Source organism: Scytonema sp. NUACC21 (assembly GCF_054684315.1).
The window spans coordinates 35,608-58,441 of record NZ_BAAFZH010000108.1 but is presented as its reverse complement, the minus strand read 5'-3'; the positions used below and the strand labels follow the sequence as shown (position 1 = coordinate 58,441).

Sequence of the window (22,834 nt, the reverse complement as noted above, 5' to 3'; positions counted from 1 at the left end):
TAGTTTCTTACTTGTTCCTAATAATACTTACTTCAAATCAGGCAGACATAAACTTTCATTCGGCGCTGCAGATAAAAATCTCTCCCCTTCTTCCCCAATTCTCCTCTTCTTGACAGGTTGGGCTGGATTGCCTACGTATATTGTCATTGGTTCTAAAGAAAGTCCAGTTACGCCACCTAATGTCAGCACTGCTCCCCTTCCTACTGTGACTCCAGGACCAATGACTGCTTTGGCTGCAATCCAACTACTTTCTTCTATACGGATTGGTGCAGGAATCAACTTAAAGTCAATGTGATTCCAGTCATGATTTCCCGTACACAGGTAGACACCCTGAGATAAACACGCATGACTTTCAATAGTAATCGGCGCAAGATTATCGAGCCAAGCATCTTCACCAATCCAAACATAATCGCCTATAGTTAAGCGCCAAGGAAACTTTACCCGAACTCCGGGTTTGATGCGGACTTGTTGACCAATTGTTGCACCAAATAAGCGAAGAACCCAAACCTTAAACCATGATGTAGGAAGTAAATGACTCTGTACCAGAGGTGCTCCAACAAAGTACCACAACAGTTGTTTCCATAAAGGAGCGCCAGGGGTATAAGTTCCTGCGGTATAGTTATTTAGACGCATATGATGAGCGAGCAATACGAGGATTCAAACTGGCTCCAGTACGACCCGTAACAATCCAAAGGATCGATCGAGCACTGTCACGAAGGATATGGGGAAGTGATTCTTTAGGTTCTTTAGAAGGAACGGACACTGGGGTGAAGGTAATACCTTGGCTGCCAAGAATGAGGGTGCCTATGACTTTTGCCCTTGGCATATGGAAGTCGGAGGTAATTAAGTAAAGATGCTTAATTTGATGCAGTTTGAAATCAGGCACAAGAGAGGTGAAGTTGGTCACAGTGTCAACAGCGCGGTAGTCGAGGTGAAGACGGGAGTCTGGAATACCCAGATTTTGAAAGATGAGGTGGGCTTTCTCTGGAGTTGTGCCAGAGGAAACCCAGATGTCCAGAGAGGGGTTGTCTTGAGCTAGCTTAGCAGCGAATTTTTCTCTGTCTGCACCACCACCAAGAGTAAGAATTGCTTGTGGGTGGGGGACTTGATAGGAGGCGATCGCCAAACGTAAGGGAATGATGCTTAAAAGGATGATAATCAACCCTGCGAGAGCAAAAATCCAATATTTTTTGAAATAGCGGTATAACTCCCCCACTAAGACTTTCATAAATTTGTTCTGTTATCAAGCTTCACAAATTTCATTCTTTAACGAATTGCCAGAAATGCAGCTTTTGTCACTATTGTAATATAGTAAGCCCGCTTCGTGTTTTATGCACACAACTGGAGGGAGACTTAGAAATTAGTTAAACCATGAATACCCTTACTACTGGCTGAGTGTTATCGCATCAACTGAGTTACTACTAATATTATAGCTATCTTGTTTGTGTTGTTTTTCATATTCAATTAAGCGAATAGACAATAAGATTTCTGCAAAGACGCGCTGAAAGGTATAATACCAGCCATGCCATCCATCAAGAATAGCTCCTTTAAGGATAAGACAATAGAACAGAATCACAAAAGGTGCTAGTATCTTTTGCTTACGAATGCGATCGCCCAAGCTGAGTTCACTAGCAGAAGCCTCTGTAAGCTTTTTGGCTTCAATTACCATGTAGCGATCTTGCGCCCACAGCCAACGAGTGAGAGACTTGCGGTCATCGTGGTGGATATAAGAGGAAAGTACTTTAGAAACTCCTTCCACAATAACTTGATGGGCATGACCATCATCTGTGTAGGCTGCTTTATCTCGTTTGAAAAGAACTTGACGTGGTGGTAGTAAAGTACCGTGTAGAGGTTTGCCGAAGACACAATACTTAAATCTAACGAAGTAGCCATCATTTTCGGAATTGTCTGGTAAGGCTTTCATTTCAGCAATCAATTCTTCAGATAGTATGTAATCTGCATCTAGAGAAAGTACCCATTTAGAAGTAATTTTTGATAACCCGTAATTACATTGATTAGCAAAAGAGTCAAATTTTCTTTGAAAGACTCTTACCTGGGAATAAGAATTAAGAATTTCTAATGTTTCGTCAGTACTATAACTATCAATAACAACAATTCTTTGTGCCCAAATAAGACGCTGGAGCGTGCGTTCAATGTTTGGAGCTTCATTAAATGTAAGTATTAGTGGAGTTATATTGCTTATCATACATAGTAAATTTATGATGCGGTTTTTTATTTTTTAACACTATATTTTCAAAACATTGTAAATAATCTTCTGCAATTTTTACATAACTGTATTCCATTGATTTTTTGATAGCTGCTTGTCTAACTTTAAAGTTTTCTTTCCAATTCAAAAGTACTGATACTAAAATTTTGGCAAGATTTATGACAGCTTCAGGACTTCGGTGATTGAAGAAAAAACCCGTGTACTCATTATCAATAAAATCTCGAAAACAATCTAAATTAGAAACAACAGGAATGAGACCTGATGCCATTGCTTCTAGGGGAGCGACACCAAAAGACTCTCCTCTTTCTGCTAAGGAAGGATAGCAAAACAAATCTGCTTCGCGGTAAGCTTCAGCCAGCTTATTTACATCAAAAATAGGATCTAACAATTCAATATTAAGTCCTACAAATTTAGTGTAGAGAGTTTGTAAATACTGCTTACCACCACCACCTTGATTTTCCTGCCATGGACCAATAATTCTAAGCTTTACCCCAGAAATTTCTTGCGACACAATCGAGAAAGCATCTAACAAGAGATGAATTCCTTTTTCTGGATGAATTCTGCCTACGTATAAGATAATTTTCTCTTGCCGTTGTGTGCTCACTTCAGTAGCTGGAAAAAATACTCGGGTATCAATTGGGTTTGGGATTACTCGCATTCGCGATAGGGCAGCAGGATATTCATTAGCAATGGCTTTCTCAATAGCTCGAGATGCAACTGCAAAGAAGGTAGTTCCTCTGTATAACCAATACTGTTTCTTAGGAAACCGATTTGCATTTATCACAACCTTTCCAGCTTTTGGACGTAAGGCTGCAAATACAGGTAGCCAAAAATCATTGATGACTAAAATATCGGCTGATGGTAAGGTAGGAAAAACCAACAGTCCGTAGACGAAGTCTTTAAGTAAATCCAGCTTAATATTGGTACTTTGAAAAAAACCTCCTTTGCGGATGTACTGAACGCCATTTATAACTTCTGTTGGAGGTTGCCCTTGATAGGCACGACAAAGAATTCTAACTTCATGACCTTTAGCAGCGAATTCTTCTGCTATACCTTGCCAAAGTCTGGGAATAGCGCCCCCCTGTACGGCAGGAACGGGTAGCCACGGACCTGTTGCTATGGAAATAATCACAGACCTACCTCAGTTTGATTCGTAAAATTTAACGCAGTTAGGGGGCTGGTTACCACCGAGAATCCACTGATAGACGTTTGCCATTTGACTGGCAATGGAATTCCAAGAATATTTACTTTCCACTAAATTTCTTCCTCTTAAACCCATTGCTTGTCGTTGTTCGGACGACAAACTGATTGCTTCAGCCAAAGCAACTGTTAGCGCTTGTTGGTTATCTTCAATCCACCAACCGCATTCACAGCGATCCAAATCCTGCCACGGAGCTTCTTTGGTCGTAATAACAGGCACTCCGTAAGCTAGCGACTCTGCAATTGCAATTCCAAAGTTCTCTGAGTGAGTTGGCAAGACAAATAAATCAGCATTTCCAAGCGCAGAGGCTTTCTGCTGACCTGTTAGCATTCCAGTAAAAGTCACTTGTTGTTTGAGTTTTAGTTCTGCTGTCAGTAGTTCTAACTTCGCTTGATAGCCAATTAAGTCAGAACCAGCAATAATCAGATGCCAATCAGGAAATTGATTTGCTAGGAATTGCCAAGAATAAAGTAAATTATCTAAACCTTTCTTGGGATGAATCCTAGATAAAAACAAAAGCCATTTTTTTTCTGTAAGCTCAGGAAAAGTATTGATTAAAACTTGGCGACTTGGCAGATTACTTAAATCAGGAAGGTTAACTCCGTTGGGTATGACGGCAATGGGCTGACGAAAATGGAGATTGCGGAGAGACTCTGCTTCTTCATAAGAAGTGGCGTGGAAAGCAGTTGCGCTCTTCAAGTTCTGGTTTTCATACAAAAACCAAGCTGGCAATTTTTTGAACCAACTGTTTCTTAATGACCAAGCTTCTAGCATACCTCTAGGAGAAATGAGGAGTGGTAAGTGATTGCTAATAGCCACTTGGCGAGCATAAAGATTAGGGAACATCCATAATCCGTGACTGTGAATTATGTCTAGTTTTGTAGAAGCTAATTTCTGTAGTGCTAGTCTGGCTTTAGGTTGAAACCCTCGCAAATTTCTTGTTAAGAATGTTGCAGGGTAGTTATGAAGGATGACATTTGTAATGGGGATTTGTTTGCCATGATTTTCGTAATCAAGAGTAAATAGGTGAGAACAAATCTGCTGCTGCGACAGAGCTTGTGCTAAGTTGCTTACAGAGTAAGCAGGTCCACCAATGTTCTCATTTATGCTAGCTACTACCTGGCAAACACGAATATGCTGAACAAGTTTATTCACAATAAATAATACTAAAATAGTAATTAAATTAAGACTAAAAATAAAACAGACCACAATGTTGTATTGCAATCTGTATGCGTCGAATGATTGTGTCTAAACTATCTTGATATTGGTTAACTGTAGGAATTCCTGCAATACCACACATAAAAATTATTTCCTTGCTAGCAACCAATCGTCTTATCCACGAGGCTTGCTAGGGTTTGTTTGAATCGGTCAAAGCCAAATGTATCAATCACTTTTTGCCGTAAACTTTCAGGCTGATACATCAAAGTATTTGGATAAGTACCTTGTAGAATTTGAACTATTGTTTGAGCAATTGCTTCAACATCATCAGGGTTCACTAGTGCGCCTAGTTTACCGTGACAAAGAGCATCAATAGCCCCATCTTGATTGCCTGCTAAAACAGGTTTGCCACAAGCCAATGCTTCTAAGTAGACAATGCCAAAACCTTCTCTTTTACTAGGCATGGCAAAAACATCACAGAGGTTATAGTAATCACATAATTGCTCATCTGGTACGAACCCAGCCAAGGTAACGCAATCTTGCAAACTAAGTTGTTCGATTAACTGCTCAATCCTAGCGCGATCGCTTCCCTTTCCAACGATAATATAGCGAACATTAGGAATGGTCTGACGAATCTTAGGAAGTGCTTTTAAAATCTGGTCATAACCCTTGTACCGCTCAACTTCAGCCAGTCTTGCAACAGTTAATATGACTGGTTGTTCTGGTTTAAGTCGATGTTGTTTTAGTAAATAAGTCGGTTTCGATGCTGTTTGGAAACGGTAAGGATCAAACGTATTAAATAATATAGTGACTTTATTGGGGTCGAGGTTTTGTTCTGCCAGTAAGCGATCGCGGGTGTAGCTGCTAACAGCCAGAATCAGGTCTGCATGACGTAAAGCAGTTTTTATAGCAGAGTTTTTAATATTCCAAGCTTCTATACCGTGGGCAACTGTCCAGTAGGGAATGCCAGTCAGACGTTTAAGGCAGTAGGCAGCAAGGGTAAAATTTAAGTGCGTTGTAATTATCAAGTTTGGGCGTTTTTGAAGGCATTTGCTGATAATTTGAGCGGCAAAGATAGGTGTGCGTATCTTTAATGCCCATGCTCCAGCAAAATGAAATTGAGTGTGAGGTAAACACGGAATGTGAGGTGAAGTTTGGACATCATGTTTAAGAAAAACATCATACTGACTCTGAGGATAAAGACTTTGCAGAGCGCGTAAGAAAAAAGCAGAGTATACTTGTATACCACCCTTATAGCCAAACAGATTGGGAAACAAAAGATGAAACAGCATTGAATTAAGATGACTTGCCATTATTCAAGATTGGTGTTTTTAGATGATAGATTTCAGGGCTTGGCTGAGCCCTTGAGTGGCTTGGGTATAGCTGTACTGAGATATGATTTTGCGGCTGTTTTCTCCCCATTGCTGTAGGCGTTGTCGATCGGAAAATGCCTCTTGCAGACTACGAGCTAGGGCAGGTATGTCATCGGCAGAAAAAGTCAAACCATTGTGATAGGTATGCACAAGGTCTTGAGAGCATCCTACATGGGTACTAGTTATAACTGGGCGACCAAGGCACATGGCTTCATTAATAACTAAGCCCCAAGTTTCGTGAATACCATAACTAGGTAGCACCACTAGGTCTGCAGCTGCATAAGTGCGTGGCATCAAACTTTGGTTTTGAAAGGGAGCAAAATATATATTTTTATGACCTGCGGCTTCTGATTTTAGATTGTGTTCTAAAAGTCCTGCACCAACAAATAACAGTGACACCTGGGAAAGTTTTGCCTGCAAAAAAGCTCGAAGTAAATCTAAAGGTCGTTTTTTTTCTTCAAACTTACCAACAAATAGTATGACTGCATCACTTTCAGGAATACCTAATTCCTTTTTCCAAGCAACAGCTTGGTGGATTGCAGTCTCGGTTTGGGCAAAGAAGCGATCGTTATCTACAGCATGGGGTGAGAAAAAAAGATGATTACCAGGAACGCCATGATATAGGAAGTAATTATAGTTTGCCTTACCAACATAAAGGCAGGCAGCAAAACGCCGATATATGAGAGAAATAAATTGCCGACGCGCCCATGCTTTAATTCCAGTTGATCGTAATAACTTATGGGAATCTCCTCGAAATAACAAGGGAGCCTGATGACTATTCCAGCTTAAAATAAATTGATAGATGCTAGCATAGTTGTAAATCATAAGTAACACTGCATCTGGGTTATATGAGTTGACTTGTGATAATAGTGCAGGATTTTTTAGACCCCAAAAATGATGTGTACCTGGGTTGGAACTAATATTAGGAACAAACTCGTAATTGTAGCCTGTTAGTAAGGGAATATCCCACAGTAAAGAATGTTGAAACCCCTTATCAACTTGCTGTGTGACACCAAAATCCCAAAGATAAAATACTTGAATGGCAAACTCTGCATGAGTAGCCAGATATCGAAACCAAGGTGCGTAGTACTGAATGGGATGGGAGGTAATAATCGCCAGTTTTTTCATAACAGCACTTAAGTTATGCTTTATTAGCTTAAACTGAAGGACTTGGCATCTTATAGGTTTTCATGAGAAACACTATAATGCCACTTAATGCTACAGTAGACTGAAATAGAGCGGCGACATATACCCCTGCTGTCCATTCCGATTGAAAGGCAAAGGTCATCATCAGTATAGTAAATAAAGAGCGTGCTGAAAGAATTGGTGTATTGAGACTACAACGAGTTGATTGCCCATAAACGACTCCAAAAACAATAGCAAGTCCCGCACAGCCTAATAGACCAAAATTAGCATAGGACTCAGCTAGTAGACCCCAGCCAATGGTAGTGGTGTAAGTTGCTTCACGTGTTTGCAGCCCATATTCAATATTTAATAGGTACGTTCCTTCATGAGACCAGATTTTATTAGCATTAAAAATGCGAGGAACTATAACTTGTGGCAAGATTTCGTAGGTTTTTCCATTTAAAAAAGGGACTCTATCAGGGCTTTTATCTTGGGTAAGAAGTAGCATATGAATAACACTAGAACGTTCTAAAAATGAAGCTTCTTGCGATTGAGGTAAATTATTCTGCTTGTTGAAACTTTCCAATGAATAACCAACCCACTCAGTAAACCAAGCGGGGTACTCCCAAGGTTGAATAGAAATTTGACCCCAGTATTTAGCTCGCATCTCATTTTTGCCAGAGTGCAATAGCGACAAACAAATCAGGATAATTACAATAGGCAAGACAGGTACTTTTTTACGTCCAATAATAAAGGCAACTGTAGCCACCAAAAATGTAGAAGCTGCTGATATTAGCAACAAGCTGGCTACACTGGATACTAGATAAGCGGTTAGTACAATGATAAACAATCGTGCTTGACCTTTAGATAGCTTTTGATTCCCTAAATTGTAAGCAAGCACAAAGATAGCTAGAGTAGTTAATCCTAGAATTAGGCCACGAACAATAGAAAATATACCTGCATCAAGGACAAACCAACCGGCAACAAAATTCATATTGTATAGAACGCCAGTTGCCAAAACACATAAGAAAAATGCATCACCCTTCTGACTATTTATAGCGCGGTAGGATGGAGGTGGCAAAGGAGCAGATTTCACAAATTGAAACCAGATAAAAGTTCCAAGTCCTAAAAAACCTGCTACTGTAAAACTGGCAAATAGATGGCTTTCAGGAGAGTAAGTAATGACAACAGGATGGTGACTGATTAGAGGTAAAGCATGAGTCCAAACAAAGGTCAGAGCAAATAAAGGAAAAATTGGTATTCCCAAAGCATGACCGGAGCACCACAAATAACTTGGTAACAGAGCTGCACCAGTGATTAAAATAGCTCCAAAATTAGCCGCAAAGGAACTGCTCTCAACCCACAAACATTCAAATATAAATAGCCCCAAAGCAATCAGCCAAAAGACTTTTAGGAGTTGTTGCCGTTCCTGGCGTGCGCGTGCAGGTAATAAAGCTAACTCTTGGAAAGTGGAGCCTAAAGAATGAGTCATAATGATTGACTGTGAATTTTAGCGGAAAGACATCCATCAAATATGGCACACTGCTGACGAGCCGTCTCTCTAGCTGTATAAGGTTGAAATGCTTCCCAGTTAGTTTGTGGTTGGTAACCTTTCGGTAAAGACAGAAGTTCGCGGAGTTGAAGGCTCACCTCAGCTAGTAAATCATTGGGCTGGTTTTCTGAAGCAAAAGTTATTGCCTGACCTGCCTGACAGCAGTGTAAAATGTCTACAACAGAACTCTCTCTGTGAAAAATTGCCAAAATTGGTTTTCGGGCTAAAATGCATGGGTAAAGCTTAGAAGCTGTATATCCGGAGTCGTTAGAACCAATGAGCAAGATAGCATCGCTATCAACGAGTACTTGCAGCGCTTCAAAATAGGGAATTCGCTGAGTATGCTCTGTGACTAAATCGGCAACTCCTAACTCTTGGGCTATTGGTTCTACGGTTTTTAAAGCGCGGTCTCTTGGCGCATAGCTGGTGCCAACAAAGTGTAACTGAACTGCTTGCCATTGTTCGGGATCTCGTTGACGTTCTGATTGTATACTTAGAAATAAACTTTTCAGTGCTAATGCCATATCATTGCCACCTCTCCCCACGTAAACCCAGTGACGCTTACCATCGTTGGGGTCAAAAATTGTTTGCTGAATGTTAAAAGATGGTAGCTGCTTGAAATCAGCTTCAGGTGCCCCAAAAGGCAGAACTGTAAACTGTTCTGGATGCAGGTGGGGATAGCGCTGTTGTAGAGTTTTTGGGTATGCCGGTGAAACACTAATTACGTGGCTGGCTTGACTCAGCGCTTTAGGTTCCAACAGTTTTGCCTGAAATTGCGAAAATTCATACTTCAAACGTCCACCTGGTGGCGATGAGTTCCCTGGCTGCTTGTAGTAATTACTTAGCCAAGGGTCTTGGAAGTCTAGGACGTAAGGAATACCAAAACGTTTGTACCATCTAAGACCTAGAGCCATTGCAGTAAATACAGTGGTTGAGAAGTAGACTAAATCGAACTTATTTTGCTTGAGGAGGCGATCGCCTGCCTGAACCATATGAAGAATACAACGTAGACCAAGGCTACCCATGCCAAGATAGCGTGTATACTGCACTGGCAATGCTGGTGTATATATGGTGGGTATATTTGCAGGGATAGTCTTCTCAAGCCAGGGGTCTATTGTAGCTTGGACATATTCAGGGCTGACTGCCAACACCCAGGGTTCCCACCCAAACTCGTGCATATACGGTAGGGAAGTACGAATTCGTTGATGATCTGGGGCATTAATTGGTGGAAAGTGAGGACTGACAATTAGAACGCGATAAGCCAAAGTAGTATACTCCAAGTCATTGCACAGAAAAATAAATTACCAATTAGCTGGTAAACGGACAGATTCAGAATAGTAAATTGCACCAATGCCATAGCTGTCTTGCTCTGGATTTTCAATAAATTCAAAACTTGAGTACATCTGCCTTAATTCCTGCCAAAGGATAGGAACCCCACCTGCCCAGCGCAAAGTATCTTTGCCATATCGAGTTTTGTAATCTGGAATAATGTCATGGAAAGCGATGACTCCGCCTTCTTTTACCATATTTCGGTACATGATAAAATCCTTTTTTACACCTTCATAGTTATGGTCACCATCAATAAATAAAAGATCGAGCTTGCGATCGCCTAGCACTGACAGAACATTTTGAACAGTGGGTGGAGCGTAGGAAGAACCATGAAGATATGCTAAGTGTTGACCGGGTTTGGAGAAGTATTTTAGCTGAAATTGGTTTCTGACAAACAAATCAACACCAATCATGAGTTCTACATTTGGTAAAGCCTGACTTAAAAGAAAATTTGTACCTCCATCAGCCGTGCCAATTTCACAAATTAATTGTGGTTTTAAAGGTACCAAAAATTCTAGTAATTGCAAGATTTCACTCTTAATTTGATGCATTCCTATATATTTGCATGAAAATTCATAATAGCTCTCTAATGTTTGGCATTTCTGAAACTCATGCTTTGCAATACCACGCTCGTTCTGTCTAAAATTGAATAAGAAAGAACGCCAATTTTCTTCAGTCCAAAGAACTGGATTGCGTAAACTAGGTATAAAACTTAATTTATTTGATGTTTTTCTAAGTAAATCCATGCTTAAAACCACCAATTAGGTAACATAATTCTTCCAACTGCTCGACAAACTGCAATGCTTCTTTTCTTTAGAGAAGTATATGATTGACCATTTCCACCAATACCCTGTGGTTCGCAATTACAAGGCCAGCGGAGAATGATACCGGGTTCTTCGTATATAGGCATTAGCTTATCGTAAAGGATATCTTCAATAAAACTTTTTCTGGGTAATAACTGCATTTCTTTATAAATTTCACGCAAATGATTATGATAAAAATCACGAGAAAATAAAATTAAAGCAACTGTTACATTTTGTCGTGGATAAGGAACAAATCGAGAAACATTTCTGGTATCAGCAGCCAGTTTATATTCTTTCGGCAAACAATTAAGGAGTCGAGATATTGCTGGAAATTTATATCTTCCTGTTGCCTTTATTAGATAATCACTTTTGACAAAAATTTTACTTTCTAGTAACCCTACATCCAAAAGTTTAAATTCAGCATAACCATAATGTAGACCAGATGGTATTTCATTACAATTTAAAGAAATAAATTCGCATTCTCTATTCCAAGGATTATAACTTTGAGAAATTTCTATTAACTTTTCTAGTGGATATCCAGAATTTTCTATGAATATAATATTTTTAATTCGTGATTCTTTAAGTTCCAACCAAAATCTAAGGCTATTTTCGTAATCTTTCAGACGTACTTCTGGTTTGGAACGATATACATTTTCACCACCAGGATTAATACAGGCAGTCATAACTACGGAATATATTGGACTAATATCAATAGATGTATGAGCTATCATAAGACCAAATATAAAATGCGAAAATTGGGTTTAAAAGTAGGCAAAGTAAAACTTTTTTGTGAAGGTTAAATAAATTGCTAGACAAGGTTTTGATAGAGGTTTTCGTATTTATCTACAATTACAGAAGATGAAAAAGTCTTTTCAACGCGTTGACGACAATTAGAACGGTTAATATTTGGTAATTGCTGAATAGCTGCAACAGCTTCTTCATCATTTTGAACCAAATAGCCATCAATACCGTGACGTACTATCTCTGGCAATGCTCCTCTTGAACAGGAAATAACAGGAGTGCCGCAAGCTAGAGCTTCAGCAAAAACAATACCAAACGGTTCTTCCCACTCAACTGGCACAATCATAGCGGCAGCTCGCCCTAGTAGCTGATTTTTCTGAGTATCATTTACAGGTCCAATATACTCAATTCCATTCTTTCCTAAGTAAGGAACAATTTCTTCTTGCCAATATCGTCCTTCTTCTCCAGTTATTCCATGATTACCAGCAATGATTAAACTACGTCCAGCTTTTAAAGCTGCTGCAATCGCTTTATGAGCTCCTTTAATTCTTTCGACTCGGCTCAAAAATACCAATGGTGCATCAGTAGGAACTGTTGGCTGAAAAGTATACTTCTCTAGTGCTATGCAATTGTGAATGGTATGCCAAATTCCTCCAGAAGCTTGTCCAATTTTGCAGATATAATCGCTACAACCTGTAAAGGTAAGAGAACCTTTTGCAAGCTGAATACCCCAACTTGTAGTACGATGGCTGGGATAGCGTTGGTATGACATCACTTTAGGAAGCCGAGAACGCAGCAGGGGCGTTAGGTAGAAGATGCGAGAAAAACTGTGAATTAGGTCGGGTTTAAATGTTTGAACAGCCGACCATAAGGTAATAGTATTCTTGATTGCGTCAAATTTATTTTGCGATCGCCTTCCTGCCCAAGGGAAAAACTGACTTGCAGGTGAGGTCGAGTCAGGATGAGCAACGAGTCCCACAGTATGACCGCGATTTTGTAGTTCAGTAACCATAAGGTCAACTATACGCTCAATTCCACCGTATAGCAGTGGTGGTACTGGTAGTTCTGGATCGGCTGTTAAAAGAATTTTCATAGTGCGTAAGTACTTATTTAAGCTGCCCAGCGCTTATCTGCTCGCAAAGGACTGTTGCGTGGTACAAAAAGCAAATCTGCTTGCCAAAGAGCTTTGTCTATAGGACGGCGAGTTAAACCACATATATCATAAGCAACCCAATCTCTCTCATTAAGCCATGTGATGACCTCTGCTACTAAAGCCACACCTTTATGAATATCCAGAAAATTTACCTCTGCCAAAATCACTTGCATTTGCGGTAAGGATTTTTCGGCTCCCTTCAACACTTCTAATTCATAACCTTGAACATCAAGCTTAAGCAAATCTGGACTACTTCCATAAAAATCTTCTTGAACAACTCGATCCACAGTTGTCATTGGATAAAATTTAACTGGAAAGCTTTGGGAAATGTGTTCAGCCAAGATAGAAGACGCTGTTTCCGCTTCGTACAGTGGAACTCTATCACACGCCTCTGCACCTACAAGCGTTGGAAATACGGAAATAGATGAGTTATGAGATGCCAAATGCAAAAGTTGAGTTACCTTATGTTCCAATGCTTCAAAACAAGCTATTTTTGAGTTTTGCCAAATATGTAAACAAGACAAAGCAAAATCGCCTCGGTAGGCTCCAATATCAAAAATGCTCTGAGGTTGAAATCCTAAATCAGATAATCTTTCAAGGGCAAAAGGTATTTCGGGCAAGCCCAATTTTCTTCCCAGATATTTCCGAATTGATAGTTTAATAGACATAGTTAACTTCTGAAAAATGATTGGAAAAACGTGTGAAGATTTATATAGTCATAGAATTGCTTGCTCTTATAACTCTTAAAAGCATAGGTTGATTTCATTTACTGACTGCTTGTTCTGTTAGTCTCAAGAGAATCTCTACTTGGCTTTCCCAGTTATATTTGTCTTTGGCAGCTTGCAAGGCAGCTGATTTAGCAGCAATTAGTTTTTCAGGATTTTGTAGAAAATCATTTAGAGCTTGAGCTAGTGCTATAGAATCATTATTGGGGATTAATTTACCCATTCCAGGGTACTGATTGAAAACCTCTCTTTGACCAGCAGTGTCAGTAGCAATCACCGCTAGACCTGCTTGCATATACTGAAAAAGTTTGTTACTTGTTGTAAATTGCTTGTTGTAACAATAGGGAATTTCTAAAGCTAGACCAATGTCATGTTCAGCAATACGGGATAGTAACTCAGCATTTGAGACAGTGGAGTGAATGAACAGGCGATCGTACCACTGCTTTGGAATCAGGGGGTTTAACCATTGTTGCGAACTTTCAGGATAATGACCACGTAAATGAATTTCACACGGCACATTTAGGTAAGGTAAAGATTGGAATAATATTTCTAGTCCTCTTCCTGGTCCAATAGTTTGAGAAAACCAATGAATAGATGGTAAGTTGAAATTGCAACGATCTCGCTGCGTGCCATCCATTTGCGATCGCTCAGCCCAAGGAAATGTATTATAAATAACAGTTGGTTTTGGAGCTTGATAAGCTTCTGATAAAGCTTCAGCTAAAGCATGGGAAGTTGTTAAACAGTAGGTGCAGCTACGAGCAAGGCGGCTCTCAAATACTTTCAATTGGGAGATTGGTCGAAAAGTACGAGCATTCGGTAAAAGGTCTTCAGAAAACCAATCTTCAAAGTCTACTCCTAGACGGAAACCTTCATTTAGTAGAGAATTCCCTACCCACAGCCCTGCTTCTGAATGAACGATTGTCAAGTCAGCACCAACTTGACGCGCAACTTTAAGCATAGCTTTTGCACCGTACCCTAATAAGGCTGGCGAAAAAGTGCCAAACCGTTTAAATGTTTCCTTCGTAATCCGGTTTTGGAACCTAATTCCTAAATTTTTGCAACGGTGAATTGGTTGAAAGTCAATTATTGGTTCAAACCGCCATTTTTTGTTAGCCACTAGGAGACGATCGCGCTTTACCAAGTCTGGATCAAACCAAAAACCAAGTACTGTAACATCATGACCACTATTTGCCAGAGTTTCCGCTTCTTTTTGAGGGCGAGGAGCTGTACAAAGATGAGCACCAATCAGAATGAGAATTTTTGCCATCTTCACTTAACCTTTCTTACAATTGATTCAAAATTTCTAGATAATGACGAGCACATTTTTCTAGAGAAAGGTTTTCTAAAATATAGTTACGAGGTACAAATTGCTGCAAGTCCATTTTATCTAAAAACTCATCTAATTTCACATAAAAATCATCAATATCTTTGAATTTGATTCCGCATTGCTCATTCCAATATGGAACTGAAGTAACAGGAGAAAATTTAACTTTTTCAGGAAAATATACAGGATCTTGCCAATAACCGCCCCGATCCCAAGCTAGTATAGGAACTCCCGCAGCGAGAGTTTGCAAATAAGCAAAGCCCTGTGTTTCATGTTCACAGATAAATATCATACCTTTGCTTCTACTTAAAAGCGATTGAAAGTTTTCTTCTCTATAAAATCCATAGCGTATGACTTCTACTTTCAATCCTCGTTTTTGCAAGTAAGATTTAATTGGAGTAATTAATTCTTTTTCATAATAATTATAATGCCATCTAACTTTGTCATAAAGTAATATATCTATGTCTTTATTAATAAAAGATCCTGGTACCCATTTATAAGTATTAATCCCTGAAGCCCAAACTGTTACCTTGTTCCCAAAACTAGATGCATACATTGCTCTAAACCATTCACAAGATACAAGTACCTGCCTTATAGGTAATCGCTCTAGTAATAATGGATCGTCACAAGGATGAGAATAAACTGCAGGTCCAAACAGAATTGGGTTTTTCCACTGAATTTTATTTAGAAGATGAGGCTTACCAACAATGCAAGCGACTTCATCTGGATGCTGCTGAATATAGCGATAGTTATTTATACGATAAGGAATTCCAATTCTTTCCAAACCAGCACATAGATTGAGAAAATATCTTTCCATCCCACCAGGTTGTCTCTTACCTCTAATAATTCGTCGAACAACTTGTCTGGGATATCGATCTAGCGGTAGCCAGCGATCTTTTTCTGGTTCTTCATAAAATAGGTTAAGAGGTTTTACTGCCATTTAAATATTCCTTGAATTATTTTATAAGAATTCGCTTTTTTATTTTTTCGGTTTTTTCTAATAACAGCAAAATAAATTCAGAATTATAAGAAAATCAATCACTGTTATAAGTGTACTCATTTTATAGACAAGATACGTTGAGCAATTTTTTGGGTTCGTTTTGTGAATTTCCAACCCACAAATCTGCTCAAGATTTGGAAAAAACGACCACCTAATGGTTTCAAATCTGAACCACCTAGAAATTGAACTTCTGCTTCTGCTCTTTGTACAAGATCTAAAGCATCTGGATAAACCGAATAAATAAAGCGTTGGAAAGCTGTTGCACAGGCATGACGAGTACGCCAGCTATCTTCCTTAGCAAGAAGTTGACTAGTACAAAGTTTCAAGGCAAGAAACCCAGATTCCCAACTTTCCCTTGATGTTCTACCACTAAGGCTACCTAAAATACCGGAACGATAGTAACTTTTAGCTCCAAGGCAAAACTTTACACTTTGACTAGCTAGCACTACACGGCTAAAATATTCTCCATCATCATTTAAATCTAAATTTTCATTCCATAAGCCCGCCTTCTCTACAATTGTACGGGGAACTAACCAAGCTGCAGGATGCATCATTCCTCCACCCTCCCAAGAACAGACTAACCAGTCAACTGGTGACATATCATTCCAAACAGGTTCTGGAATAAATTTTGCCTCTGTAGGTGAGTTGTAAAACCGTGCCCATTCTCCAGATAATAAATACTCGCTTTTGGTTTGCTGATAAAGTTGCAATTGACACTCAATTTTATCCGGAGCTAGTAAATCATCTGCATCTAAATATTGGATAAAATCACCTTGAGCCTCTTGCAATGCTCGATTTCTAGCAGCACTAGCCCCTCGGTTATTTTGACAAATAACCTTTATTCTTGTGTTTTCAAATTCTTTTGCGATCGCTAAACTTCGATCCGTCGAGCCATCGTCAACAAAAATAATCTCTTTGTATTGCCAAGTCTGAGCCAAAGCTGATTGCAATGTTTCAGCTAACCAAGGGTCAGCGTTGTAACAAGGAATTAAAATAGAAACTAAGGGTTTCATAATGCCTACCTCGTTCTATTGGTTCGGAGATCTCTTTGCACAATATGCTTCCAACCGTAACTGAAATACCAAGGTTTGGAGTCTGCCACATAGTGATGTAAAACTGCTTTAGGATTGATGGATTCCTCCCAACTAGGCATAACTATATAGTCGTTTGCTGCGGCAACTAAACAAGTTTTACCTGCCATTAGCATGGCACTAAGTGCTTGCTCTTGATAATAAGATACCCCTTGCTCTTCAATCATAGTTTTACACCAATGTTCTAACTGCTCCCAATCAATGTCATCACTTTTCAAACCGCAAATTCCAACATTCAAGCGTTCTGGTATTGCTGCTTGTGCCAAAGATACCATTAGTGTTTCAGAATAACCATATGATGTTTCTACATCAACCATATAACACGGCTGTTGTGGAGACTTAAGCCAGTCAAATAAAAAATCAGGTTTCCGAAAAAACAACATATCGGAATCTAGGACTAATTTCCAACCTTTTGACCCAACGTGAATATCAGTTAATTTCCGCATATTGGGGTAATAGCGGCGGCGTTCTCTAAGATAAGGAAACTTATTTGCTGGTAAGAATTCATCAAGACGTTCCTCAATTTCTTGTTTTAGAAAAATTTTGGCGTAAGGAAAAATTCTTTGAATTTCATTTTGGTATCTCTTTGATAATGAACCATCGTCATAAATTATTGGACGCAGAGGAACATCTGTATACTGAGACATTGAATAGGCACAAAAACAAGTTTGATACCAAAATTTTTTTCCTGTTAAAAAGTGAACTTCTAGAGGGGTAGCCGCTTCGTTTATGAGTAGAGATGGCAAGCGATATGCAGCTTTTTTCATTTGCTGTTGTGCTTGAAAATTAGCTGCTACAGTTATTAAACCCTTATCATAACATTGTTGTAGAAATCTTTTTGGGACGTAATACAGATGATAAAATATTATTCCCAGAGATAACCGCTTTATTAAGTATCTCAATTGTCTTTGTTTTATTGATAAATTCATATTTAAAATTTATATCCAATCTTTCATTAATTATTGTACAACCAATTATTTACGAGCTTTTTTACGGGATTAATTTTTCCACTTCCTCCGTTTAGCCAATCCAGTAAATCAAAGTATTTATGACAAAATTTGTACAATTTTCTTCCATCCATAACACTGTCGTCTTTTTGACACTCTTCTATCCAAATATTGGAGGCAAAATTAGGATAGTTTTTACTAGTAAAGCAAATCTTATGCTTGGCTTCTAAAGTATGAAATTCTTCTATTAATTCTTTTGTACATAAACCACTATCGCAAAATTTAAAAAAAATATTATTTTCATTATTCCAATCAATTCGTTGAGTTCTTCGCAACCATTTTTCTCTTGCTTCTATTTCATTCTCATAATGCATAAAATGAATTTCTATTTCATCATTTAGTAGCCCTATAGGATATAGTTCCCAAACTCCTTGCTCTCTATAGTCATTAGCTAGTTCATAACGTGAGACATTAACAAAATTTAACCTCGTATCTATTTTTTTGGTTATTTCTTTAACTAAGTTGATATAGCATGGAGCAAACATAAATAAACCTACAAATGGACTTTCGTAACGGAGATTTAAAGCTCGATAAACTTCTCCTCCCCAACAGTTGTTGGATATAATGGTGAATTTATGATTTTTCAAGCGGCTCTGAGTTACCTTTTGATCTAATATTTGTAGACGATTTTTTAAGTGTGTTGCTACCTTCATAATTCCGTCTGATTTGTTAGAAAAATAACTTAATTGAAAATCTCAAATTATAATAAAGAGCTATTTCAGAAATAAAAACTGCGATACAAATAAACTTGTTTTTGCTTACTCCAAGAGTGTAGCCAAACCTTCAAACGTGCCACATGCTCCCCACCAACGCACGTAAGAAACAGGGTTTTTCCAGGGTTGGTACTTAAAAAATGCTTTTATCTTCCTAGGTAAAACACTCCAACGCGGAATCTCCTTCCAAGGTAGAATATCGTGAGTCTTCAAAACCCAAATCCAAGAACGCGATGAAGCAAAACTCAATCGAGCAAGGTAGTCTTTTGTCAAACGATTCGCAGATATAAAGTGTGTAAGCTGGAGTTGGGGAAAATAAGCCACTCCCCAACCTGCCCCTAGCAGTGTTAGGTTGATGTCGCAATCACCTCCTGATTGTAAACTCCGACCTGTTCTATCAAAACCCAATCTAGTTACATCTCCCAAAATGCTATTTTTGTAATGTATGGCTGCCGCTCTCTGTAGTACCATTCCAGCACCAATCGGGGCAAAAGATGGGTGCTGCTTCTCAGTCTGAGAGGCATTATCCCAAAAGTAAATTTGAATGTCTTCACCCAAATCTCTTAGTGCCAAACAAACCCAAAAATCTTTTACCCAAGGTTCTGGTTCACCTCAAGAGAGCGAATAGCTTGTCTTTGCTCTTTAATAATTTCTTGAGCTAAACGAATATCTTTTTGAATATGTACAATCTCTTTCATGACTACTTCCAGTTTGGCGGCTTGGGTTAGAGCCGAGTCAGGAGATTGAGCAAATAAAGCACCAACGCCAGCACCAGCACCAGCGCCAAGAATCGCACCACCAGCAACAATGACTGCAAAACCACCAGCCATTCCTAATCCACCTGCTGCGATCGCACCGCCCCCAAGAGCAGCTAAAACGGCTGAAACTGCTGCTGCGCCGGAAAGACCGGGTGCTAGTATTGGTGCTAATAAAGCTGCTATAGCAGGAGTGAAAAATGCAGCTGCTACTGCTAGTACAATCGCCCCAAAGACACCTACTAACCAAGGATTCAAACCACCTTTAATCCCATTAACTGCTTCGTTATAGTTAGACTTAAAACGTGTAACAATATCTGGGGATATATCTAGTGTTCTAGCTAAGACCTTCAGTTTGCTAGTCAGTTTTTCTTCATCAGTTATTTTCAAATTTTTGAACTGTTCATCACTAGCATTACCGAGGGTATAATACGGTTTAAAAAGAATAACTTCTAAAATGATTAAATATAAAGTTAATTGATTACCTTTATTATCCTTGATTGGGACAACCAGCTTCTTTAGCAATTCAAAATCGGTAATTAAGTGAAAATCAAAATGACTATTCTTATCTTGATTAACTTGACCTTTTATAAAAAGCTCTGTTGATTCTTTCCACTTGGCTAACCATTGCTTCTTTAGCGACTTAGTTGCAGAATTCACTTCATATTCAATATCTGCTAATACTAAATGATACTGGTAGCTAAACATTATTCTGGTTTGTTCTAGAGTTAATCCAAACTCTTTCATTGCTTAATACTCCCAAAGTCAATAAATAATATCTAATATAGATAGTCCCAACTGCTATTAAGTACTTGTTTTAAAACTTGGGTATCCAAATATAATACTTATAAAATAAAATATTTTCTATACAGATACATCAGCATTTATGCGGATATTAGTAATGGAAGTGGAAGAAAAAGATGATCCGGACGAATTCACGCTTCACCGACAGCTAACAATTACCAATGCATTGACAGTTTTGCCCCTACTTGCCCGTAGGAGCTTTTTTGCATGACCCTCCCCCCGCCCCCAGAAGGACATCGCAACGCCCAGATCTCTCAAAGCAAAACCCCCAGTACTCGCCACTGAGGGTTTTTACTTTGGTTGCACCTGACCACACGTTTTTTGACTAGACATAATATCATGCTTGCGAGCGAGGAATCAAGCAGCCCAGTCAAGTATCAATAAAGAAGGTTAAAACCTCAAAGTATTCATACAACAGTAGACCAAGCGAGAAAATTTTATCTTGGATGCCCACGTCAAAATGAAGGGCTTACTGGGGACTATTACAAGAATGCCGAATCTAACAATATTTAGCCAAGAAGGAACGGCGAATTTTTTTTATTTGCTAGGTTTTAGGCGAAGCAAGATTTTGGAGCCACAATCGAACAGTATCACTTTCTGCTGGTGTAAGTCTATATTTGTGAGCTTCACAAAAAGTTTTAGCACCACTAGTCAACCTGCTGGTAGTTATAATTAAACCTCTTGTTGCCCCTGACTCATTCACAGTTGTCCAGAATGCCTTAACAGTATCAATATCAACTGGGTTAGATTCGGCATAACGCTTACACTGAACTATAATAAGCTCTGGTCCTACAGTTCCTATTTCTTTTCTTAGAATTACATCTTTACCACCATCTTTTCTACCTTGACAAACTTCTACTTGATAGCCATTACGTTGAAAATACTCAGCAGTTAAGTACTCGAACTGACGCCATTGAATGTTTTGGATTTTTTCTGGTTGTACATTTAAATAATCAATGTATCTTTGGTCAAAATATTGTCCTGCTATTGTATTAATAGGTGGCTCTTCACTGTTAAACAAATCGGAAAGTAGAAGCAACCCATTCCATTCTCTTCGTATAGGTAAGTGACGACCCATTAAATTTCTCCGACAATATTCTCCAAACTCTTGCGAATTCTTAAATTTTTCTACAAGAGTTTCAATTTTACTAGGAACATCTGGTATTGGTAGCATTTCCGGGAAAAATGTACTAATGTTCAAACATATTTGAACAAAACTAAATATTTCTATAAACTCCCATGTTTTTTTTCTAAAATCTCTACCTAGTTCTCTGTCCAAAAATTTATTCAATATGTCTCTTGGCTCATCAAGATTACTAATTGCACCTAGAGAATGTAATATATGAATTAGATTTTTTTGTAAGTTTTCCACTCTAACAGAAATTAGCTCTTGGCTATTTCCTTGCCACCATTTAATAGCTCCACCTAATACTATTCCTGTTTTTTCAATCGCTTTATGTGTTAGTTCAAGAATCTCAATAGACTCGTTATTTTTTAAAGCAAGTCCTGACTTGATTCCTATTAAATTTTGAAAAACATCGAGATGACCTTGGCGAGTATTTAGAATTCGTCCCATAACTAAATAAATTTTTGGTATTAACAAGACTTGTCCTTGTCAGCCATTTTTCTAGAATCCAATCTGTACAAGTCTAGATAGAAGTATTGTAAAGATAGATGTACAGCATGGGTATAGATTGGGAAGCAAGAGAGCCAGTGCTGTCACCGACTGGGAATTAAGCAAGACTTATCAATCGAGACCTAATAATGACTTTTGGGCGAGCTAATGATAAGTAAAACTTAATTGTCGTGTTGACTGCACGAAAAATGGTGCTTTCCGGCGACAATGGTGTGTATTAGTAGCTTTCTACTCATCACACACTGTAGGCATGATATGAAGACACTGGCGGAACTGGTAACTGAGTGGTTGGACGTTCATCATGGTAAAACTCGTGCTTCTTACCAAAATACCATTCACAAGTTTCTAAGTTTTACCTCTGTGGATGCTCTAGCCTCCATCCAAATCCGCCATGTCCGCGAATGGTTGGATTCGCTGCAAGAAGCGGATACCACAAAAGTTAAGCACCTTAATATTTTGAAGGCGTTCTTTTCTTATGTCACCAGTTTGGAAAATCCGCCAATCTCACGCAGCCCCATCCCCAAACAATTTAAGCTGCCAAAACCCAAAGATACTTTGGTTGAGCGCATCCTGTCCCCAGAGGATGTTGATGCCATGATTGATATCACTTGCGATAGCAGGAACAAACTCATCCTCAAAACCTTATATTTATGTGGAATCCGGGTTTCTGAGTTATGCGGGCTGCGATGGAAAGATGCGATCGCGAATCGTGGGGGAGGTGGGCAAATTAACGTTTACGGCAAGGGTGGGCGCACTCGCCGAGTTCACGTTCCCCAGGAGCTATGGCAGGAATTAATGGAATGGAAAGGTGATGCATTAAAGGATAGCCCTGTGTTTGCTTCTGCTACTCTTAGACCGCTAGCACCTTCTCATATCGATCGGGTGGTGAAGAGAGCGGCGGCAGCAGCAGGACTGGAAAATGCCGAAAATGTGTCAGCTCACTGGTTCCGCCACAGCCATGCAACACACGCTCTTGATGAAGGAGTTCCGGTGCATTTGGTGAAATCTGTACTTGGGCATACTAGCCTAGATACAACTTCAAAATATTTACACGTAAGTCCCGATAGGAGTTCTGGAGAAGTTTTAGTAAAACGTTGGAAATCAAAATGATTGCGCG

The 22,834-nt window shown here is 39.0% G+C and carries 22 protein-coding genes; 1 reads left to right on the top strand and 21 read right to left on the bottom strand.

Features of this window, described 5'->3' with window-relative positions; translation table 11 throughout:
* Window positions 1-27: 27 nt before the first annotated feature.
* The 21 genes from ACYRY3_RS40820 to ACYRY3_RS40720 form a co-directional block, all read right to left on the bottom strand.
* Window positions 28-633, bottom strand: a complete 606-nt coding sequence (locus ACYRY3_RS40820) for a WcaF family extracellular polysaccharide biosynthesis acetyltransferase (protein WP_460207549.1) — start codon at window positions 631-633, stop codon at window positions 28-30.
* On the bottom strand, window positions 620-1,228 hold the full coding sequence (locus tag ACYRY3_RS40815) for a YdcF family protein (protein WP_460207548.1): 609 nt from the start codon (window positions 1,226-1,228) through the stop codon (window positions 620-622). The genes ACYRY3_RS40820 and ACYRY3_RS40815 overlap by 14 nt, the downstream gene beginning before the upstream one ends.
* Before the next feature lie 156 nt (window positions 1,229-1,384).
* Window positions 1,385-2,206 carry a glycosyltransferase family 2 protein gene (locus ACYRY3_RS40810; RefSeq protein WP_460207547.1) on the bottom strand — a complete coding sequence of 274 codons (822 nt, stop codon included), beginning with the start codon at window positions 2,204-2,206 and terminating at the stop codon, window positions 1,385-1,387.
* Complete coding sequence (locus ACYRY3_RS40805; protein ID WP_460207546.1) at window positions 2,169-3,359, bottom strand: glycosyltransferase family 4 protein; 1,191 nt, start codon at window positions 3,357-3,359, stop codon at window positions 2,169-2,171. The genes ACYRY3_RS40810 and ACYRY3_RS40805 overlap by 38 nt, the downstream gene beginning before the upstream one ends.
* 9 nt (window positions 3,360-3,368) lie before the next feature.
* Window positions 3,369-4,583 (bottom strand): glycosyltransferase, encoded by a 1,215-nt coding sequence (locus ACYRY3_RS40800; protein WP_460207545.1) that lies wholly within the window; start codon window positions 4,581-4,583, stop codon window positions 3,369-3,371.
* Between the two features lie 161 nt (window positions 4,584-4,744).
* Window positions 4,745-5,899: a glycosyltransferase gene (locus ACYRY3_RS40795; protein WP_460207544.1), complete on the bottom strand. Its 1,155-nt coding sequence runs from the start codon at window positions 5,897-5,899 to the stop codon at window positions 4,745-4,747.
* Between the two features lie 18 nt (window positions 5,900-5,917).
* A complete protein-coding gene (locus ACYRY3_RS40790; RefSeq protein WP_460207543.1) occupies window positions 5,918-7,087 on the bottom strand; it encodes a glycosyltransferase family 4 protein in 1,170 nt (389 codons plus the stop codon).
* 28 nt (window positions 7,088-7,115) lie between these two features.
* Window positions 7,116-8,576 (bottom strand): hypothetical protein, encoded by a 1,461-nt coding sequence (locus ACYRY3_RS40785; RefSeq protein ID WP_460207542.1) that lies wholly within the window; start codon window positions 8,574-8,576, stop codon window positions 7,116-7,118.
* Entirely contained in the window at window positions 8,573-9,901 is a 1,329-nt protein-coding gene (locus ACYRY3_RS40780) for a glycosyltransferase (RefSeq protein WP_460207541.1), read from the bottom strand. Before ACYRY3_RS40780 ends, ACYRY3_RS40785 begins: the two co-directional genes overlap by 4 nt.
* A 36-nt stretch (window positions 9,902-9,937) precedes the next feature.
* Window positions 9,938-10,711: a class I SAM-dependent methyltransferase gene (locus ACYRY3_RS40775; protein ID WP_460207540.1), complete on the bottom strand. Its 774-nt coding sequence runs from the start codon at window positions 10,709-10,711 to the stop codon at window positions 9,938-9,940.
* 2 nt (window positions 10,712-10,713) lie between these two features.
* Window positions 10,714-11,499 carry a hypothetical protein gene (locus ACYRY3_RS40770; RefSeq protein WP_460207539.1) on the bottom strand — a complete coding sequence of 262 codons (786 nt, stop codon included), beginning with the start codon at window positions 11,497-11,499 and terminating at the stop codon, window positions 10,714-10,716.
* 77 nt (window positions 11,500-11,576) lie between these two features.
* Window positions 11,577-12,602: a glycosyltransferase gene (locus ACYRY3_RS40765; RefSeq protein WP_460207538.1), complete on the bottom strand. Its 1,026-nt coding sequence runs from the start codon at window positions 12,600-12,602 to the stop codon at window positions 11,577-11,579.
* Between the two features lie 17 nt (window positions 12,603-12,619).
* Window positions 12,620-13,330 carry an FkbM family methyltransferase gene (locus ACYRY3_RS40760; protein ID WP_460207537.1) on the bottom strand — a complete coding sequence of 237 codons (711 nt, stop codon included), beginning with the start codon at window positions 13,328-13,330 and terminating at the stop codon, window positions 12,620-12,622.
* Between the two features lie 94 nt (window positions 13,331-13,424).
* Entirely contained in the window at window positions 13,425-14,654 is a 1,230-nt protein-coding gene (locus tag ACYRY3_RS40755) for a glycosyltransferase (protein WP_460207536.1), read from the bottom strand.
* 16 nt (window positions 14,655-14,670) lie between these two features.
* A complete protein-coding gene (locus ACYRY3_RS40750) occupies window positions 14,671-15,651 on the bottom strand; it encodes a glycosyltransferase (RefSeq protein ID WP_460207535.1) in 981 nt (326 codons plus the stop codon).
* A 116-nt stretch (window positions 15,652-15,767) separates the two neighbouring features.
* Window positions 15,768-16,724: a glycosyltransferase family 2 protein gene (locus ACYRY3_RS40745; RefSeq protein ID WP_460207534.1), complete on the bottom strand. Its 957-nt coding sequence runs from the start codon at window positions 16,722-16,724 to the stop codon at window positions 15,768-15,770.
* A 5-nt stretch (window positions 16,725-16,729) separates the two neighbouring features.
* Window positions 16,730-17,569: a glycosyl transferase gene (locus ACYRY3_RS40740; RefSeq protein ID WP_460207533.1), complete on the bottom strand. Its 840-nt coding sequence runs from the start codon at window positions 17,567-17,569 to the stop codon at window positions 16,730-16,732.
* Window positions 17,570-17,757: 188 nt separating this feature from the next.
* A complete protein-coding gene (locus tag ACYRY3_RS40735) occupies window positions 17,758-18,462 on the bottom strand; it encodes a DUF1919 domain-containing protein (protein ID WP_460207532.1) in 705 nt (234 codons plus the stop codon).
* Between the two features lie 105 nt (window positions 18,463-18,567).
* On the bottom strand, window positions 18,568-19,095 hold the full coding sequence (locus ACYRY3_RS40730) for a hypothetical protein (protein WP_460207531.1): 528 nt from the start codon (window positions 19,093-19,095) through the stop codon (window positions 18,568-18,570).
* Window positions 19,096-19,112: 17 nt separating this feature from the next.
* Window positions 19,113-20,024, bottom strand: a complete 912-nt coding sequence (locus ACYRY3_RS40725; protein WP_460207530.1) for a hypothetical protein — start codon at window positions 20,022-20,024, stop codon at window positions 19,113-19,115.
* Between the two features lie 601 nt (window positions 20,025-20,625).
* Window positions 20,626-21,684: a restriction endonuclease gene (locus tag ACYRY3_RS40720; protein ID WP_460207529.1), complete on the bottom strand. Its 1,059-nt coding sequence runs from the start codon at window positions 21,682-21,684 to the stop codon at window positions 20,626-20,628.
* Between the two features lie 288 nt (window positions 21,685-21,972).
* Between ACYRY3_RS40720 and ACYRY3_RS40715 the strand changes: the two genes are divergently transcribed.
* The gene (locus tag ACYRY3_RS40715) at window positions 21,973-22,827 is read left to right on the top strand and encodes a tyrosine-type recombinase/integrase (RefSeq protein WP_460207528.1); all 855 of its coding nucleotides are present in this window, start codon (window positions 21,973-21,975) and stop codon (window positions 22,825-22,827) included.
* The last annotated feature ends 7 nt before the right edge of the window (window positions 22,828-22,834 follow it).

Excerpts from the sequence above, each read along its gene's own strand:
- ACYRY3_RS40820 (WP_460207549.1), bottom strand. The coding sequence starts at position 633 with ATGCGTCTAAATAACTATACCGCAGGAACTTATACCCCTGGCGCTCCT.
- ACYRY3_RS40815 (WP_460207548.1), bottom strand. The coding sequence starts at position 1,228 with ATGAAAGTCTTAGTGGGGGAGTTATACCGCTATTTCAAAAAATATTGG.
- ACYRY3_RS40810 (WP_460207547.1), bottom strand. The coding sequence starts at position 2,206 with ATGATAAGCAATATAACTCCACTAATACTTACATTTAATGAAGCTCCA.
- ACYRY3_RS40795 (WP_460207544.1), bottom strand. The coding sequence starts at position 5,899 with ATGGCAAGTCATCTTAATTCAATGCTGTTTCATCTTTTGTTTCCCAAT.
- ACYRY3_RS40790 (WP_460207543.1), bottom strand. The coding sequence starts at position 7,087 with ATGAAAAAACTGGCGATTATTACCTCCCATCCCATTCAGTACTACGCA.
- ACYRY3_RS40785 (WP_460207542.1), bottom strand. The coding sequence starts at position 8,576 with ATGACTCATTCTTTAGGCTCCACTTTCCAAGAGTTAGCTTTATTACCT.
- ACYRY3_RS40775 (WP_460207540.1), bottom strand. The coding sequence starts at position 10,711 with ATGGATTTACTTAGAAAAACATCAAATAAATTAAGTTTTATACCTAGT.
- ACYRY3_RS40770 (WP_460207539.1), bottom strand. The coding sequence starts at position 11,499 with ATGATAGCTCATACATCTATTGATATTAGTCCAATATATTCCGTAGTT.
- ACYRY3_RS40765 (WP_460207538.1), bottom strand. The coding sequence starts at position 12,602 with ATGAAAATTCTTTTAACAGCCGATCCAGAACTACCAGTACCACCACTG.
- ACYRY3_RS40760 (WP_460207537.1), bottom strand. The coding sequence starts at position 13,330 with ATGTCTATTAAACTATCAATTCGGAAATATCTGGGAAGAAAATTGGGC.
- ACYRY3_RS40755 (WP_460207536.1), bottom strand. The coding sequence starts at position 14,654 with ATGGCAAAAATTCTCATTCTGATTGGTGCTCATCTTTGTACAGCTCCT.
- ACYRY3_RS40750 (WP_460207535.1), bottom strand. The coding sequence starts at position 15,651 with ATGGCAGTAAAACCTCTTAACCTATTTTATGAAGAACCAGAAAAAGAT.
- ACYRY3_RS40745 (WP_460207534.1), bottom strand. The coding sequence starts at position 16,724 with ATGAAACCCTTAGTTTCTATTTTAATTCCTTGTTACAACGCTGACCCT.
- ACYRY3_RS40740 (WP_460207533.1), bottom strand. The coding sequence starts at position 17,569 with ATGAAAAAAGCTGCATATCGCTTGCCATCTCTACTCATAAACGAAGCG.
- ACYRY3_RS40735 (WP_460207532.1), bottom strand. The coding sequence starts at position 18,462 with ATGAAGGTAGCAACACACTTAAAAAATCGTCTACAAATATTAGATCAA.
- ACYRY3_RS40725 (WP_460207530.1), bottom strand. The coding sequence starts at position 20,024 with ATGAAAGAGTTTGGATTAACTCTAGAACAAACCAGAATAATGTTTAGC.
- ACYRY3_RS40715 (WP_460207528.1), top strand. The coding sequence starts at position 21,973 with ATGAAGACACTGGCGGAACTGGTAACTGAGTGGTTGGACGTTCATCAT.